Origin of the sequence: Synechococcus sp. RSCCF101 (assembly GCF_008807075.1) — a bacterium.
Taxonomy (GTDB): Bacteria; Cyanobacteriota; Cyanobacteriia; order PCC-6307; family Cyanobiaceae; genus RSCCF101.
Genome location: NZ_CP035632.1, coordinates 2,176,404 through 2,190,294, shown reverse-complemented (window position 1 = coordinate 2,190,294; position 13,891 = coordinate 2,176,404). Strand labels below are relative to the sequence as shown.

The 13,891-nt window shown below is 69.5% G+C and carries 14 protein-coding genes; 8 read left to right on the top strand and 6 right to left on the bottom strand.

What is annotated here, in order from left to right; genetic code table 11:
* The first annotated feature begins 166 nt into the window (after positions 1-166).
* Entirely contained in the window at positions 167-748 is a 582-nt protein-coding gene (locus EVJ50_RS10685; RefSeq protein WP_150883930.1) for a molybdenum cofactor guanylyltransferase, read from the top strand.
* Positions 729-1,778 (top strand): GTP 3',8-cyclase MoaA, encoded by a 1,050-nt coding sequence (locus EVJ50_RS10680; protein ID WP_150883929.1) that lies wholly within the window; start codon positions 729-731, stop codon positions 1,776-1,778. The genes EVJ50_RS10685 and EVJ50_RS10680 overlap by 20 nt, the downstream gene beginning before the upstream one ends.
* Here the strand turns inward: EVJ50_RS10680 and moaB are convergent.
* Complete coding sequence (gene moaB / locus EVJ50_RS10675; RefSeq protein WP_150883928.1) at positions 1,763-2,320, bottom strand: molybdenum cofactor biosynthesis protein B; 558 nt, start codon at positions 2,318-2,320, stop codon at positions 1,763-1,765. The genes EVJ50_RS10680 and moaB overlap by 16 nt on opposite strands.
* 76 nt (positions 2,321-2,396) lie before the next feature.
* Here moaB and EVJ50_RS10670 point away from each other — a divergent pair, with 76 nt between their 5' ends.
* Together EVJ50_RS10670 and EVJ50_RS10665 are read left to right on the top strand one after the other, a co-directional pair.
* The gene (locus EVJ50_RS10670) at positions 2,397-2,633 is read left to right on the top strand and encodes a MoaD/ThiS family protein (protein ID WP_150883927.1); all 237 of its coding nucleotides are present in this window, start codon (positions 2,397-2,399) and stop codon (positions 2,631-2,633) included.
* Positions 2,633-3,064 (top strand): molybdenum cofactor biosynthesis protein MoaE, encoded by a 432-nt coding sequence (locus tag EVJ50_RS10665; RefSeq protein WP_150883926.1) that lies wholly within the window; start codon positions 2,633-2,635, stop codon positions 3,062-3,064. The genes EVJ50_RS10670 and EVJ50_RS10665 overlap by 1 nt, the downstream gene beginning before the upstream one ends.
* A 17-nt stretch (positions 3,065-3,081) precedes the next feature.
* On the opposite strand, the gene EVJ50_RS10660 is transcribed toward EVJ50_RS10665, so the two are convergent.
* Genes EVJ50_RS10660 through moaC form a run of 3 tightly spaced genes read right to left on the bottom strand, consistent with a single transcriptional unit; the run spans position 3,082 to position 5,392 of the window.
* Positions 3,082-3,531: a GNAT family N-acetyltransferase gene (locus tag EVJ50_RS10660; RefSeq protein WP_225322901.1), complete on the bottom strand. Its 450-nt coding sequence runs from the start codon at positions 3,529-3,531 to the stop codon at positions 3,082-3,084.
* Positions 3,532-3,573: 42 nt separating this feature from the next.
* A complete protein-coding gene (gene glp / locus EVJ50_RS10655) occupies positions 3,574-4,812 on the bottom strand; it encodes a gephyrin-like molybdotransferase Glp (RefSeq protein ID WP_150883925.1) in 1,239 nt (412 codons plus the stop codon).
* The gene (gene moaC / locus EVJ50_RS10650) at positions 4,805-5,392 is read right to left on the bottom strand and encodes a cyclic pyranopterin monophosphate synthase MoaC (RefSeq protein ID WP_150883924.1); all 588 of its coding nucleotides are present in this window, start codon (positions 5,390-5,392) and stop codon (positions 4,805-4,807) included. The genes glp and moaC overlap by 8 nt, the downstream gene beginning before the upstream one ends.
* An 88-nt stretch (positions 5,393-5,480) precedes the next feature.
* On the opposite strand from moaC, the gene ppk1 reads away from it, so the two are divergent.
* The 3 genes from ppk1 to EVJ50_RS10635 all read left to right on the top strand — a co-directional run bounded on the left by ppk1 (position 5,481) and on the right by EVJ50_RS10635 (position 9,540).
* Positions 5,481-7,622, top strand: a complete 2,142-nt coding sequence (gene ppk1, locus EVJ50_RS10645; protein ID WP_150883923.1) for a polyphosphate kinase 1 — start codon at positions 5,481-5,483, stop codon at positions 7,620-7,622.
* A gap of 182 nt (positions 7,623-7,804) precedes the next feature.
* Positions 7,805-8,842 carry an RpoD/SigA family RNA polymerase sigma factor gene (locus EVJ50_RS10640; protein ID WP_150883922.1) on the top strand — a complete coding sequence of 346 codons (1,038 nt, stop codon included), beginning with the start codon at positions 7,805-7,807 and terminating at the stop codon, positions 8,840-8,842.
* 92 nt (positions 8,843-8,934) lie between these two features.
* A complete protein-coding gene (locus EVJ50_RS10635) occupies positions 8,935-9,540 on the top strand; it encodes a diacylglycerol/polyprenol kinase family protein (protein ID WP_225322900.1) in 606 nt (201 codons plus the stop codon).
* A gap of 40 nt (positions 9,541-9,580) precedes the next feature.
* On the opposite strand, the gene EVJ50_RS10630 is transcribed toward EVJ50_RS10635, so the two are convergent.
* Together EVJ50_RS10630 and EVJ50_RS10625 are read right to left on the bottom strand one after the other, a co-directional pair.
* Entirely contained in the window at positions 9,581-9,904 is a 324-nt protein-coding gene (locus tag EVJ50_RS10630; protein ID WP_150883920.1) for a hypothetical protein, read from the bottom strand.
* A gap of 169 nt (positions 9,905-10,073) precedes the next feature.
* Entirely contained in the window at positions 10,074-11,147 is a 1,074-nt protein-coding gene (locus tag EVJ50_RS10625) for a 3-deoxy-7-phosphoheptulonate synthase (protein WP_150884985.1), read from the bottom strand.
* A gap of 134 nt (positions 11,148-11,281) precedes the next feature.
* Here EVJ50_RS10625 and acnB point away from each other — a divergent pair, with 134 nt between their 5' ends.
* The gene (acnB, locus tag EVJ50_RS10620) at positions 11,282-13,882 is read left to right on the top strand and encodes a bifunctional aconitate hydratase 2/2-methylisocitrate dehydratase (protein WP_150883919.1); all 2,601 of its coding nucleotides are present in this window, start codon (positions 11,282-11,284) and stop codon (positions 13,880-13,882) included.
* The last annotated feature ends 9 nt before the right edge of the window (positions 13,883-13,891 follow it).

The window sequence follows — 13,891 nt, the reverse complement described above, 5'->3', positions numbered from 1 at the left end:
GTTGATTAAAGTGTGGTGAGAATCCTGGCTTCTAAAGAATGCGCTCAGGCACTAACAAACGGCGCAAGATGCTCACCGCCTCAGCATCTCACCAGCGCGGGGCCCCCCGCCGCGGTGACCTTTGTTACAAAATGCGTCCGGGTCAGCAGTCCACCACCGCTTCTCCATGCGCCCGTGTCTGCTGAGCGGTGGCGCCAGCCGGCGCATGGGAACCGACAAGGCTCTGCTGCGGCGGGCCTGCGGCGGCACCCTGCTGGAGCGCCAGCTGCAGTTGCTGCTCTGCCTGGGAAGCCCCGTCAGCCTGATCAGCCGGCATCCCAGCCATCACGACCTCGCCAGCCGCTTCGGCAGCCGGGTGCATCGGATTCCGGAGCCGCCACCCTGGGAAGGCCCTCTGCTGGCCCTGAGCCGACTGATGGAGGCCCATCCGGATGAGGATCTGCTGGTGATTGCGGTGGACATGCCGGGGCTCAGCGCCCCCAGCCTCCGGCCGTGGCTGGAGGCGACCGGTGAGGCCATCCAGATCGCCGAGGCCGCCGGCCGCTGGCATCCGCTGCCCGGCCGCTACCCCGCAGCCTTGCGGCCGTCGCTGCGCCGGGCCGTGCTGGAGGGAGAGCGGAGCCTGCTGGGCTGGATCCGCCGCTGCCCGGTTCAGCTCCATTCGCTGCCGGAGCCGGCGCTGCACAACCTGAACACGCCGGCCGATCTGACTGACGCGAGGACAGGGCATGGCTGGTCGCGCTTCTGACGCCCCGCTCAGCGATCGCCTCGGCCGGCCGGCCGGCGTGCTGCGGCTCTCCCTCACGGCGCGCTGCAATCTCAATTGCCCCTACTGCTGCCCGGACAACCGCGAGCCGGAGGGGCTGCTGTCGGATCCCGAGCGGGTCCGCCTGGTGGCGGTGGCGGCCGGTCTGGGCTTCTCGACGCTGCGGCTCACCGGTGGGGAACCCCTGCTGCACCCCGGCCTGCCGCAACTGGTGCGGGATCTCAGCGCCCTGCGAGCGGTCGGGCTCAGGGAGATCGCCATGACCAGCAACGGCCAGCGGCTCACCCGCCGGCTGGCCCGTGAGCTGCGCGAGGCCGGGCTCGATCGGCTCACCCTCAGCCTCGATGGCACCACGGCCGCCTCGGTGGCCCGGATGGTGGCCCCGCAGGCGAGCCCGGCCCAGGGGGAGCACTGCCTCCGGGCCGTGCTCGCCGCGCTGGCGACGGCCAGGCAGGCCGGGTTCGAGCCCGGGGCCGGGCGCCTCAAGCTCAACGCCGTGATCGTGCGCGGCCGCAATGAGGATCAGGTTGTGCCCCTGGCCGGACTCGCGCGGGAGCTGGGGGTGGAGCTGCGGCTGATCGAGGCGATGGATGTGGGCTCCCGCAACGGCTGGCGGCCGGATCAGGTGATGCCGGCCGCTGAAATGGTGCAGCGCATCGGCGCCGCCTGGCCGCTGGAGCCCCTGGGGCGTCCGCAGCACGGCACAGCATCCCGCTGGCGCTACCGGGACGGCGGCGGCCTGCTGGCCGTTGTGGCCTCGATCAGCCAGCCCTTCTGCGGCGACTGCAACCGGCTGCGGATCACCGCCAACGGCATGGCCCACACCTGCCTGTTCGCCAGCCAGGGAACGGACCTGCGCCAGCCCCTGCGGCAGGGGCCGGAGGCCCTGAGCCGGGCCATCGCCGCCCTCTGGGGCGCTCGGAGCGACCGCTACAGCGAGGAGCGGTCCGAACGGCTCCGGGATCCGGCAACGGCAACGGCCCATGCCGAGATGGCCTACCTGGGAGGCTGAGCCCTCGGGCCGACCGACGGGGCTGAGCCCGCAGGCCGGCTGGGGGATTCCGTGAGCCGCGGCAGCAGCTGCACCAGGTTGCAGGGCGTGGTGGTGGCGTCCAGCTGTGCCCGGATCAGCCGGTCCCAGGCGGTGGTGACCGCGTCGAGGGAGCCGGGCAGCACGAAGATCACCGTGCCGTTGGCCACACCGGCCAGGGCGCGGCTCTGCAGCGAACTGGTGCCGATGCTCTCGAACGAGAGCACGCGAAACAGCTCACCGAAACCGTCGATCACCTTGTCGAGCAGGGGTGCCACGGCCTCCGGGGTGCCGTCACGGCCCGTGAGGCCGGTGCCGCCGCTGCTGATCACGGCCTGAACGGTGGGATCCGCGATCCAGCCGCTCAGCACGGCCCGGATGCGGTACCGGTCATCCGGCACCAGCTGCCGGTCGATCAGGTGATGACCCGCCGCGCGGATCCGCTCGCTGAGGCCGTCGCCCGATGGGTCATCCGCCAGGGTGCGCCGGTCAGAGACGGTGAGCAGAGCCACGGACAGGGTCACGGCAGCGGCCATGCGGAGGCCAACCATCCTGGCCGGGGGCCGGGCCGCGGCCAGGGAGCGGCGTTAGCGTTCGACCATGCTGACGGTCAGGCTGCTGGCCTCCCTGAGGGAGGAGGCCGGATGGACAACGCGGGACGTGGCGATCGCCCGCGGCGAAACCGACACCCCCACCGGCCTCTGGCTCAGCCTCGGTCTCGGGACCGGCCCGGCGGCCCACATCCGCGTTGCCGTGAACCACGCGCTGGTGGGCTGGGATCAACCGCTGCAGCCCGGCGATGAGGTGGCCTTCCTTCCCCCGATGACGGGAGGCTGATGCACATCCACACCGGGGTGCAGGCCGCACCGATCTCCGTGGCGGCGCTGCTGGAGGGCTGGACGGCGCCACCGGCAGCGGCCGAGGCCCAGTTCATCGGCCGGATGCGGCCCACGGCCGGCGATGGGCAGGCCCTGGAGGCGATGGATCTGGAGCACTACCCCGGCATGACCGAAGCCCAGCTGCAGCGGCTGGCCGCCGAGCTGGCCGGCAGCCACCGGGTGGCCTCCGTTCTGCTGCAGCACCGGGTCGGCCGGGTCCGGCCCGGCGAGGTGCTGGTGCTGGTGGCGGTGCGGGCCGACCGCCGCGGCCCGGCCCAGCGCTGCTGCCAGGCGCTGCTGGAGCGGGTCAAGAGCGAGGCGGCCCTGTGGAAGCGGGAGTGGTCGGGAGGCCGCGGGCGCTGGCTGGACCGCAACACCCCCCTGACCTGATCCCGGGCCGATCGCGCTCAATCCAGCGCCAGCGCCATCCGGAAGCGGTCGAAGCTCACCCCGGCGATCTCGATCCGCTCAGGGGCCACCACCTGCCAGCCGCGGCGCTCCAGCAGGGGCCGGCTGATCAGGCTGGCCTCGGTGCGCAGGCTCCGGCAGCCGCGCCGCCGGGCCTCCGCCTCCAGCCGGTCGAGCAAGGCCGCGGCCCGGCCCTGACGCGCCGATCGCCCCCGGCAGTAGAGCAGCGCCAGCCGATCCGAGGGGTGCAGCACGGCGAAGGCCTCGATGCCCCTCTCCCCTTCGCTGACCAGGCCGATGCCGCGGCGCAGGGTCTCATCGAGCGGCCCGGGCAGCAGTGCCACGGACCGCCAGGCCATCACCTGCGCCTCGCTGTACAGCCCCGGGGCCGTGCTGTCGATCGCATCGACATACACCGCGCGCAGCTCCGCTTCGTCGCGGGGCGCCATCGGACGCAGAGGCAGGGAAGGACGATCCACAGGAATGGCGCCTCAGAGCAGGGGCAGGGCCAGGAGCTGGGCCCAGACCCGCTCTCCGGCCTCCAGACGGGTGGCCTCCGCGGGAATCTCCAGCAGCAGGTCCGCTCCCTGCAGAGAGCCGAGCCGCGAGGAGGCCTGCGAGCCCAGCAGGCGCGCCACAGGGTGGCCGTCACCGTCGCGATCGAGGGCGGCCCGCATCAGCTCCGGCCGCCCGGCCCGGCGCTCGATCGGGGCCGCCAGCGGCAGTCGCCAGCGCCGGCAGGGGGACTCCGTCACGCCCTCGAGCCGTTCCAGGGCAGGCCAGAGCAGCTGCAGCGCGGTGACCGCGGCAGACACCGGATTCCCCGGCAGCCCGAAGAACGGGGTGCCCTTGAGCTGACCGAAGGCGAAGGGCCGGCCCGGTTTGAGATCGAGCTTCCAGAAGGTCACCGATCCCAGCTCGGCCAGCAGCGGACGGATCCAGTCGCTGTCACCGGCGGACACCCCACCGGTGCTCACCACCACATCGGCGTGCTCGGCCATGTCGGTCATGGCCCGACGCAGGGGATCGCGGCGGTCGGCCACCACGGCTCGCGATACCACGGTGTAACCGAGACGCTGCAGCAGGGCCTCCAGCAGGGTGCCGTTGCTCTCCCAGATGCTGCCGGGCCCGCGCGGCCGCCCCGGGGGCACCAGCTCATCGCCGCTGATCAGCAGCGCCAGCGTGGGGCGGCGGTGCACCGCGATCCGATCCACGCCGCACGCCGCCAGCCGGGCCAGGTGCGCCGCACCCAGGCGCTCACCGGCCTCCAGCAGGCGGTCCCCGGGTCGTGCCTCCTCATCGGCCGCCCGGATCCAGGCCGGCCCGCTCGAGGCATCCGGCACCAGCAGCCGGCTTCGGTCGCCCTCGAGCCGGGCCAGTTCCTGGGGCACCACCCGCTCACAGCCATCGGGCACCGGCGCGCCGGTGAGAATCCGCACCGCTTCACCGGGCTGCAGGCGATCGGGGTACGGGGCGCCGGGTTCCGAGCGGCCCACCAACTCCCAGGCCGCTCCGGCGGCCGGGGCCGTGCCGGCCAGAGCGAAGCCGTCCATGACCGAGGCCCGGAACCCGGGCACGGCCTCGGCCGCAACCACGGGCCGGGCGCTCACCCGCCCCAGACAGGCGATCAAGGGCAGGGTCTCCTCCGGCAGCGAGACACTGAGGCCGTCCAGCAGCCGCGCGCGGGCCTCCTCCAGCGGCAGCCCCTGGCGGGGGAAGGGATCAGTCATGCCGCTGCTCCGCCGGCAGCGCATCGGGGTGGCGCCAGGGACCGTGGCGTCCACCCTCCTTGCTCAGCACCCGCACCGGACCGATGGTCATGGCCGGATCGAGGGCTTTGGCCATGTCATAGAGGGTGAGCAGGCCGATCTGAACAGCCGTGAGGGCCTCCATCTCCACACCCGTGGGCCCCTCGGTGGAGACCTCGGCGCTCAGGCGCAGGGCCGCCGCCGGCCCGGCCTCCACTCCCGGGGGAGCGGCCGGCTCCACGGCCACCTGAATGGATGTGAGGGCAAGTGGATGGCAGAGAGGAATCAGCTCCCAGGTGCGCTTGGCGGCCTGAATCGCCGCAACCCGGGCCACCGCCAGCACGTCGCCCTTGGGAGCACGGCCGGCCAGCAGTCGATCGCACACCTGGGGTTGCATCCGGATCCATCCCTCCGCCACGGCCCGTCGGCGGCGGGCCGGCCGGCCGCCCACATCGACCATGTGCACCTGACCCGCACTGTTGAGATGCGTCAGGGCCTCCTGCGCGGGCCTCGCCGGGTCGGTGCTCACCGGGTCGGTGGGAGTCAGGGCCGAATCCTCCATTGCTTCGCAGCCTGGCAAGCGCGCAGGCGACATGGGTTCCCGCGTCCCGATTGCTACGTTTCCGAGACCCATGCAAGAGGGTGTCTCCATGAGTGCTGGCGGCCTGGAGCCCTCCCTGTACATCAACCGTGAACTGAGCTGGATCGCCTTCAACGAGCGCGTCCTGGCTCAGGCGCTCGACGAGCGCACGCCGCTGCTGGAGCAGGCCAAGTTCAGCGCGATCTTCAGCAACAACCTGGATGAGTTCTTCATGGTCCGGGTGGCCTCGCTCAAGTCGCAGGTGGAGGCCGGCATCACCAAGCGCAGCGTCGATGGGCTGAGCCCGCGCGAGCAGCTGGAGGCGATTCAGGAGCGGCTGCGCCCGGTGCTGCAGCGCCAGCAGGACCACTACCGCCAGCGCCTGAAGGTGCAGCTGGCCGAGCGCGGTGTGCACCTGCTCGATCATCACCATCTCAACGACGCCCAGCGCCTCTGGGTGCACGAGCACTTCCAGACCGCGATCTTCCCGGTGCTCACACCGCTGGCGGTGGATCCGGCCCACCCCTTCCCCTTCGTCAGCAACCTGAGCCTCAACGTGGCCGCCTCGATCCGCGACCCGGAGACCGGCCAGCAGCAGTTCGCGCGGCTCAAGGTGCCCCAGAAGACCCTGGGCCGGTTCGTGAGCATCCCGATCGAACTCAGCGACACCCCGGACGGGGCCACCTACACGGCGGTGCCCCTCGAGCAGGTGGTGGCCTTCAACCTGGAGAGCCTCTTTCCGGGCATGACCATCGAGGGCCATTACTTCTTCCGCGTCACCCGCGATGCCGATCTGGAGCTGCGGGATCTGGAGGCGGACGATCTGATGCTGGCCCTGCAGGAGGGGCTGCGCAAACGCCGCATCGGCGGTGAGGTGGTGCGTCTCGAGGTGGCCGACGAGATGCCCGAAGAGGTGGTGCAGGTTCTGATGGACGGCATGGCCGTGGAAGCGGCGGACCTCTATCGGGTGGATGGACCGCTGGGGCTGGACGATCTGTTCGCCCTGACGGGCCTTCCCCTGGCCGATGCCAGCGACGACCCCCACTCAGGGCGCACCCATCCGCGCCTGGCCCGGGCGCAGCGGAGCATGCTCGAGGACGGCTCGATCAAGACCGAGGAGTTCGAGAGCATCTTCTCGGTGATCCGCCGCGGCGATGTGCTGCTGCATCACCCCTACGACCTGTTCGCCACCTCGGTGGAGGAGTTCATCAACCAGGCCGCCGACGACGACTCGGTGCTGGCGATCAAGATGACCCTGTACCGCACCTCGCGCGATTCACCGATCATTGCGGCCCTGATCCGTGCAGCGGAGAACGGCAAGCAGGTGATGGCCCTGGTGGAGCTCAAGGCCCGCTTCGACGAGGACAACAACATTCAGTGGGCCCGCCATCTCGAACGCTCCGGCGTGCATGTGGTCTACGGCGTGATCGGCCTGAAGACCCACACCAAGGTGGTTCTCGTGGTGCGCCGGGAGCGGGGCCATCTGCGCAGCTATGTGCACATCGGCACCGGCAACTACAACTCCAAGACATCCCGCCTCTACACCGACCTCGGCCTGCTGTCGGCACGGCCGGAGCTGGGGCAGGATCTGGTGGAACTGTTCAACTACCTCACCGGCTTCTCCCGGCAGCAGAACTTCCGCCGGCTGCTGGTGGCGCCGGTGACGCTGCGCAAAGGCATGGAGGCGTTGATCCAGCGCGAGATCCGCCACGCCCGCGAGGGTCGCGGCGGACACATCCGGGCCAAGATGAATTCGCTCGTGGACCCGAAGATCGTGTCCCTGCTCTACGAGGCCAGCCAGGCGGGCGTGCGGATCGAACTGGTGATCCGGGGCATGTGCTGCCTCAGACCCGGCCTGGAGAACATCAGCGAAACCATCTCCGTGGTGAGCATCATCGGCCGCTTTCTCGAGCATTCGCGCCTGTTCTGGTTCGCCAATGCCGGCGATCCCGAGCTGTTCATGGGCAGTGCCGACTGGATGCCGCGCAACCTCGATCGCCGCGTGGAAGCGGTGGTTCCCATCGATGAGCCGCAGCTGCGGGAGGAGCTGGAACAGCTGCTGGAGCTGTACCTGACCGATGACACGGGCGCCTGGGACATGGCCAGCGACGGCAGTTTCAGCCTGCGCCGCCCGGCCAAGGGGACGGGGCAACGCTCCCAGCTCCAGCTGATCGACCGCTGGCACGGCGGCTTTGTTCAGACGCCCAGCTGAATCCGGCCGCAGCCGGGGCCGCGGAGCAGGAATTTCTGTTTGCCGTGAACAGTTTTCCACTGTGCTGGTTGAAAATCCTGCAACACAGCCCTTGAACTTCGTTTTCTCTTCGGCTTTGTGCCTGGCGCACCCGGTTCACGGTGCTACATTCCGCGCACAATCAAGATCTGGAGGCCAGGGTGATGGGGATCCCTCTGGATTCCACTTCCGGAGCTGGCACACGCCGCCCGTCAGTGGAACCGCAACTACCGCCGAAACTCCCCGCCTCTCGGCGGAAGCCACGCACATCACCTCTACAGGGTTCCGCATCCAGCTCTGCGGCACGTGGGAGTAGCCGAAACGGCTCCGATTCCATCGGCTGGTATCTCAGCAACATTGGCCGTGTGCCCCTGCTCACTCCGGCCGAGGAGATCGAGCTGGCACACCATGTGCAGGCGATGAAGCGCCTCCAGGATCTTCCCGAAGCCGAACTCACACCGCGCCAGCGTCATCAGATCCGCATGGGCGGTCGCGCCCGCGACCGGATGATGGCGGCCAATCTGAGGCTCGTTGTCAGCGTGGCCAAGAAGTATCAGAACCAGGGTCTGGAACTTCTCGATCTGGTTCAGGAAGGAGCCATCGGACTGGAACGGGCGGTTGAGAAATTCGACCCGGCAATGGGATACAAGTTCTCCACCTACGCCTACTGGTGGATCCGCCAGGGGATGACGCGCGCCATCGACAACAGCGCTCGCACCATCCGTCTTCCCATCCATGTGAGCGAGAAGCTCTCCAAGATGCGCCGTGTCACGCGCGAGCTCTCCCATGAGCTCGGCCGCCAGCCCAACCGGATGGAGCTGGCCGAGGCCATGGGCATCGCCACCCTGGAGCTGGAGGACCTGATCTCCCAGAGCGCTCCCTGCGCCTCACTCGACGCCCACGCCCGCGGCGAGGAGGACCGCAGCACCCTGGGTGAGCTGATCCCCGATCCCAGCAGCGGTGAGCCCATGGAGGGGATGGACCGCAGTCTGCAGAAGGAGCACCTGGGCACCTGGCTCTCCCAGCTCAATGAGCGCGAGCAGAAGATCCTCAGGCTCCGCTTCGGCCTGGACGGCGCCGAGCCCCTGACCCTGGCTGAGATCGGCCGCCAGATCAACGTGTCCCGCGAGCGGGTGCGCCAGCTGGAAGCCAAGGCGATCCTCAAGCTCCGCACCATGACCAGCTACCAGCAGGCCGCCTGACGATCACCCCCGGTTCAACGGAGCCTCTGTCCCTGCCGGCCAGCACCGACCTGCTGGCCCTCATCCCCTGCTTCGCCTGGCTGCTGGCTCTGGTGGGCCTGGCCCTGTGGGTGCGGGGGCGCTGGCCCGCTCAGCGGGAATGGCCCCGCAAGATCGTGCACATCGGCACGGGGCCGGTGGTGCTCATCGCCTGGGCGGTGCAGGTGGACCGCTGGATCGCCCTGCCCGTGGCGGCCAGCGTCACCCTGCTGGCCGCCCTCAATCACCGCATCCGGGTGCTGCCGGCCGTTGAGGATGTGGACCGCCACAGCTACGGCACCGTGGCCTACGGACTGGCGATCACGCTGCTCGCCTGGTGGTTCTGGCCGGCTCAGGCCGCGGCCATGGCGGTTGGGGTGATGGTGATGGCCCTGGGCGATGGGCTTGCCGGACTCGTGGGGCCGGCCGTGCGGTCCCCCAGCTGGAGCGTGATGGGTCAGCGCAAATCCCTGGCCGGAACGCTGGCGATGGCGCTGGTCAGCCTGCTGACGCTGCTGCTGGCACGCATGATCACGGGAACCGGCCCCGAGCTGTGGACCCTGCCTGCCCTCGCACTGGTGGCCACAGGGCTGGAGCAGGTGGCGGTGGCCGGCATCGACAACCTCAGCGTGCCCCTGAGCGTCTCCTGGCTCTGGGTTCAGCTGGGAGGAGCCGGCTGAACCCATCCGGAGACACTGAATCCGCCTGGATGACCCCGGCTCAGACCTCGAGCAGGCGTTCACAGCGGCGCTGCCAGTCCTGATTGGTGCCGATGGCGGCCACCAGCAGCTGCTGGGAAGGCTGCTGGCCGAGGCGCTGCTGCCAGAGACGGATCTGTTCAGCGCGACGCAGCCAGTGGTCCATCACCGCCTTCTCGATGAGATCGGAGTCCCAGTGGCGGCGGCTGGCGATCGCCAGGGCCCAGTCCATCAAATCATCGAGATGGAAGCGGCGAAAGCCGCCGTAGCAGGGCCCCTGCTGCTGTTCCAGATAGAACAGCCGCAGCGGATCGGAGAAGCCGCAGAGCTGCAGAAGATAGGTCATGCCTGATCTCCCGGAGGAAAGTCGGCTCAAAGTAGCTTCAGCAACCGGACCGGAAGTTCAGTGTAAACACTTCACAATCTTTCCAGATCACTCGGGGTTGTTATCACTCTCACCTCGAGAGTGCCAGTCGAACGCAAGCCGTGGCCGGCCTGCGATGGCTCGTGGGCCCTCAGGTCAGCACGGCCTGCCGGGAGCGGGACCCGCGCACCGCAGCGCTGAGCTGATCCAGCAGCGCCTCAGTCGTCTCGAAATCGATGCAGGCATCGGTGATGCTCTGGCCATAGCTGAGGCTCACCGGATCGGAGCCCAGACCCTGGCTGCCAGCCACCAGGTGGCTCTCGAGCATCACGCCGAGCACGGCATCGGAACCGTCAGCCACCTGAGCGGCCACGCTGGCCAGCACCTCGCCCTGACGCCGGTAGTCCTTGTTGGAGTTGCCATGGCTGCAGTCCACCATCAGTCGCGGCGTCAGGCCGGCCGCCTCCAGCTGACGGGCCGCCGCCGTCACCGCTTCGGGGCTGTAGTTGGGGCCCTGCTTGCCGCCCCGCAGCACCAGGTGCCCATCGGGATTGCCGGTGGTGGTGACGATGGAGGCATGGCCCTCGTGGTTGATGCCGAGGAAGTGATGGGGCCGGGAGGCCGCCTGCATGGCGTTGATGGCGATGGCGGCGCTGCCATCGGTGCCGTTCTTGTAGCCGATCGGCATCGAGAGGCCGGAGGCCATCTCGCGGTGGGTCTGGCTCTCGGTGGTGCGGGCGCCGATCGCCGTCCAGCTGATCAGATCGGCGATGTACTGGGGCACCACGGGGTCGAGCAGCTCGGTGGCCGCCGGCAGGCCGCAGCCGGCCAGATGCAGCAGCAGCCCGCGGGCCCGCCGCAGCCCGGTGTTGATGTCGTAACTGCCGTCGAGGTGGGGGTCGTTGATCAGACCCTTCCAGCCCACGGTGGTGCGGGGCTTCTCGAAATACACCCGCATCACCACCTCCAGATCCTCGGCGTGGCGCTGGCGCACCGGCAGAAGGCGATCCGCGTACTCGCGCGCCGCATCCACGTCATGCACCGAGCAGGGCCCGACGATCACCAGCAGGCGCCGGTCCTCGCCCCGCAGGATCGCCTGAATGCGCCGGCGGGCCGCCTGGATCGACTCAGCCGTGTGCGGCGCCAGCGGCAGCTCCTGATGCAGCAGGCTGGGCGGCACCAATGGACGGGTCTCCACCACGTGGAGATCGGAGGTGGAGCACAGGGGCACGACGCTGACCACAACAGGAGTCTCGTGCGCTCAGCCTAGGAAAGGGGGTGGATTCGGCAGCAGCCACCACAGCCGTTGCCGCCTGGGCGATCGAGAATGGGCAGCCTTGTGTCGTCCGCGTTTCTCCCATGCTCAGCTCGTACCACGAGGCCGCCGCCGAGCGTCTGAGCCTCGGCATCCCGCCGCTGCCCCTGAACGCGGAGCAGACCGGGGCGCTCACCGAAGCGCTGCACAACCCCCCGGCGGGCCAGGAGCAGGAGCTGCTGGAGCTGCTGCGGGAACGGGTGCCGCCCGGAGTCGATGAGGCGGCCTACGTCAAGGCCACCTGGCTGAGCGCCGTGGCCGGCGGCCGCGCCAGCTCCCCGCTGGTGAGCGCCGTGGAGGCCACCGAACTGCTCGGCACGATGGTGGGGGGATACAACGTGGCCGCCCTGATCGAGCTGCTGTCGGATCCGCGCGAGGCGATCGCCGGGGCCGCGGCCGAAGGGCTGAGCCGCACCCTGCTGGTCTACGACGCCTTCAACGACGTGCTCGAGTTGGCGGAGACGAACCGGTTCGCCCGGCAGGTGGTGGACTCCTGGGCGGCGGCGGACTGGTTCACCCGGCGACCGGAGCTGGCCGAGGCGATCACCGTGACGGTGTTCAAGGTGGAGGGCGAGACCAACACCGACGACCTCTCTCCAGCGGTCCATGCCACCACCCGGCCGGACATCCCCCTGCACGCCCTGGCCATGCTGGAGACCCGCGATCCCGACGGGCTGGCCACCATCGAAGCCCTGCGGCAGAAGGGCCATCCGATCGCCTACGTCGGCGATGTGGTGGGCACCGGCAGTTCGCGCAAGTCGGCGATCAACTCGGTGCTGTGGCACATCGGCCACGACATCCCCCACGTGCCCAACAAGCGGGCCGGCGGTGTGATCCTCGGCGGCAAGATCGCCCCGATTTTCTTCAACACCGCTCAGGATTCCGGCGCCCTGCCGATCGAATGCGATGTCTCGGCCCTGCGCAGCGGTGATGTGATCACCATCCGACCCGCGGCCGGCACGATCGAGCGGGCGGCCACCGAGGAGGGGGCCGGCACGGTCATCGCCCGCTTCAGCCTCAAGCCGAGCACCCTCACCGATGAGGTGCGCGCCGGCGGACGCATCCCCCTGATGATCGGCCGGGCCCTCACGGATCGGGTGCGCCAGCGCCTGGGGCTGGCCGCCAGCACCCTGTTCGTGCGGCCGGGTCTGCCGGAGGACACCGGCCGCGGCTTCACCCTGGCCCAGAAGATGGTGGGACGCGCCTGCGGCGTGGCGGGCGTGCGCCCGGGCACCAGCTGCGAACCGGTGATGACCACGGTCGGCAGCCAGGACACCACCGGCCCGATGACGCGGGACGAGATGAAGGAGCTGGCCTGCCTGGGCTTCTCGGCCGATCTGGTGATGCAGAGCTTCTGCCACACGGCGGCCTACCCGAAACCGGTCGACATCCAGACGCAGAAGGAGCTGCCGGATTTCTTCGAGCAGCGCGGCGGCGTGGCCCTGCGGCCGGGCGACGGCATCATCCACAGCTGGCTCAACCGCATGCTGCTGCCCGACACGGTCGGCACGGGCGGTGACAGCCACACCCGCTTCCCCCTGGGCATCTCCTTCCCCGGGGGCTCGGGCGTGGTGGCCTTCGCCGCAGCCATCGGCGCCATGCCGCTGGACATGCCGGAATCGGTGCTGGTGCGCTTCAGCGGCTCGCTGCAGCCGGGCGTGACCCTGCGTGACGTGGTCAACGCCATCCCCTGGACCGCGATCCAGCGGGGCCTGCTGACGGTGGAGAAGGCCAACAAGATCAACGTCTTCAACGGCCGGATCATGGAGATCGAGGGGCTGCCCGACCTCAAGCTCGAGCAGGCCTTCGAACTCACCGACGCCACGGCCGAACGCTCCTGCGCCGGCTGCACGATCCGTCTGTCCGAGGAGACGGTGTCCGAATACCTGCGCAGCAACGTCAGCCTGATGCGCAACATGATCGCCAGGGGTTATCAGGACGCCCGCACCCTGGCCCGACGGATCCGGGCCATGGAGGACTGGCTGGCCAAGCCCAGCCTGCTCTCGGCCGATCCCGATGCCGAGTACGCCGACATCCTGGAGATCGACCTCGACAGCCTGCACGAGCCGGTTCTGGCCTGTCCGAACGATCCGGACAATGTCAAGCTGCTCAGCGAGGTGGCCGGCGATCCGGTGCAGGAGGTGTTCATCGGCTCCTGCATGACCAACATCGGCCACTACCGCGCTGCGGCCAAGGTGCTCGAGGGTGCCGGCACCCTCCAGACCCGCCTCTGGGTCTGCCCGCCCACCCGCATGGATGAGGAACGCCTCAAGCAGGAGGGCTATTACGCCATCTTTGAAGCGGCCGGCTGCCGCATGGAGATGCCCGGCTGCTCGCTCTGCATGGGCAACCAGGCCCGGGTGGAGGACAACACCACCGTGTTCTCCACCAGCACGCGCAACTTCAACAACCGCCTCGGCAAGGGTGCGCAGGTCTACCTGGGCAGCGCCGAACTGGCGGCGGTCTGCGCCCTGCTCGGTCGCATCCCCACCGTGGAGGAGTACCGCAGCATCGCCGCCTCGAAGATCGATCCCCTCTCCGATGAGCTCTACCGCTACCTCAACTTCGATCAGATCAGCGGTTTCGAGGAGGAGGGCCGCGTGGTCAGCCCCGCCGAGCAGGCGGAGGTGCTGGCGGAGGTCTGAGACAGGAAC

Excerpts from the sequence above, each read along its gene's own strand:
- glp (WP_150883925.1), bottom strand. The coding sequence starts at position 4,812 with ATGACTGATCCCTTCCCCCGCCAGGGGCTGCCGCTGGAGGAGGCCCGC.
- EVJ50_RS10665 (WP_150883926.1), top strand. The coding sequence starts at position 2,633 with ATGCACATCCACACCGGGGTGCAGGCCGCACCGATCTCCGTGGCGGCG.
- EVJ50_RS10630 (WP_150883920.1), bottom strand. The coding sequence starts at position 9,904 with ATGACCTATCTTCTGCAGCTCTGCGGCTTCTCCGATCCGCTGCGGCTG.
- EVJ50_RS10670 (WP_150883927.1), top strand. The coding sequence starts at position 2,397 with ATGCTGACGGTCAGGCTGCTGGCCTCCCTGAGGGAGGAGGCCGGATGG.
- EVJ50_RS10680 (WP_150883929.1), top strand. The coding sequence starts at position 729 with ATGGCTGGTCGCGCTTCTGACGCCCCGCTCAGCGATCGCCTCGGCCGG.
- acnB (WP_150883919.1), top strand. The coding sequence starts at position 11,282 with ATGCTCAGCTCGTACCACGAGGCCGCCGCCGAGCGTCTGAGCCTCGGC.
- EVJ50_RS10685 (WP_150883930.1), top strand. The coding sequence starts at position 167 with ATGCGCCCGTGTCTGCTGAGCGGTGGCGCCAGCCGGCGCATGGGAACC.
- ppk1 (WP_150883923.1), top strand. The coding sequence starts at position 5,481 with ATGAGTGCTGGCGGCCTGGAGCCCTCCCTGTACATCAACCGTGAACTG.
- moaC (WP_150883924.1), bottom strand. The coding sequence starts at position 5,392 with ATGGAGGATTCGGCCCTGACTCCCACCGACCCGGTGAGCACCGACCCG.
- EVJ50_RS10660 (WP_225322901.1), bottom strand. The coding sequence starts at position 3,531 with ATGGCGCCCCGCGACGAAGCGGAGCTGCGCGCGGTGTATGTCGATGCG.
- EVJ50_RS10640 (WP_150883922.1), top strand. The coding sequence starts at position 7,805 with ATGGGGATCCCTCTGGATTCCACTTCCGGAGCTGGCACACGCCGCCCG.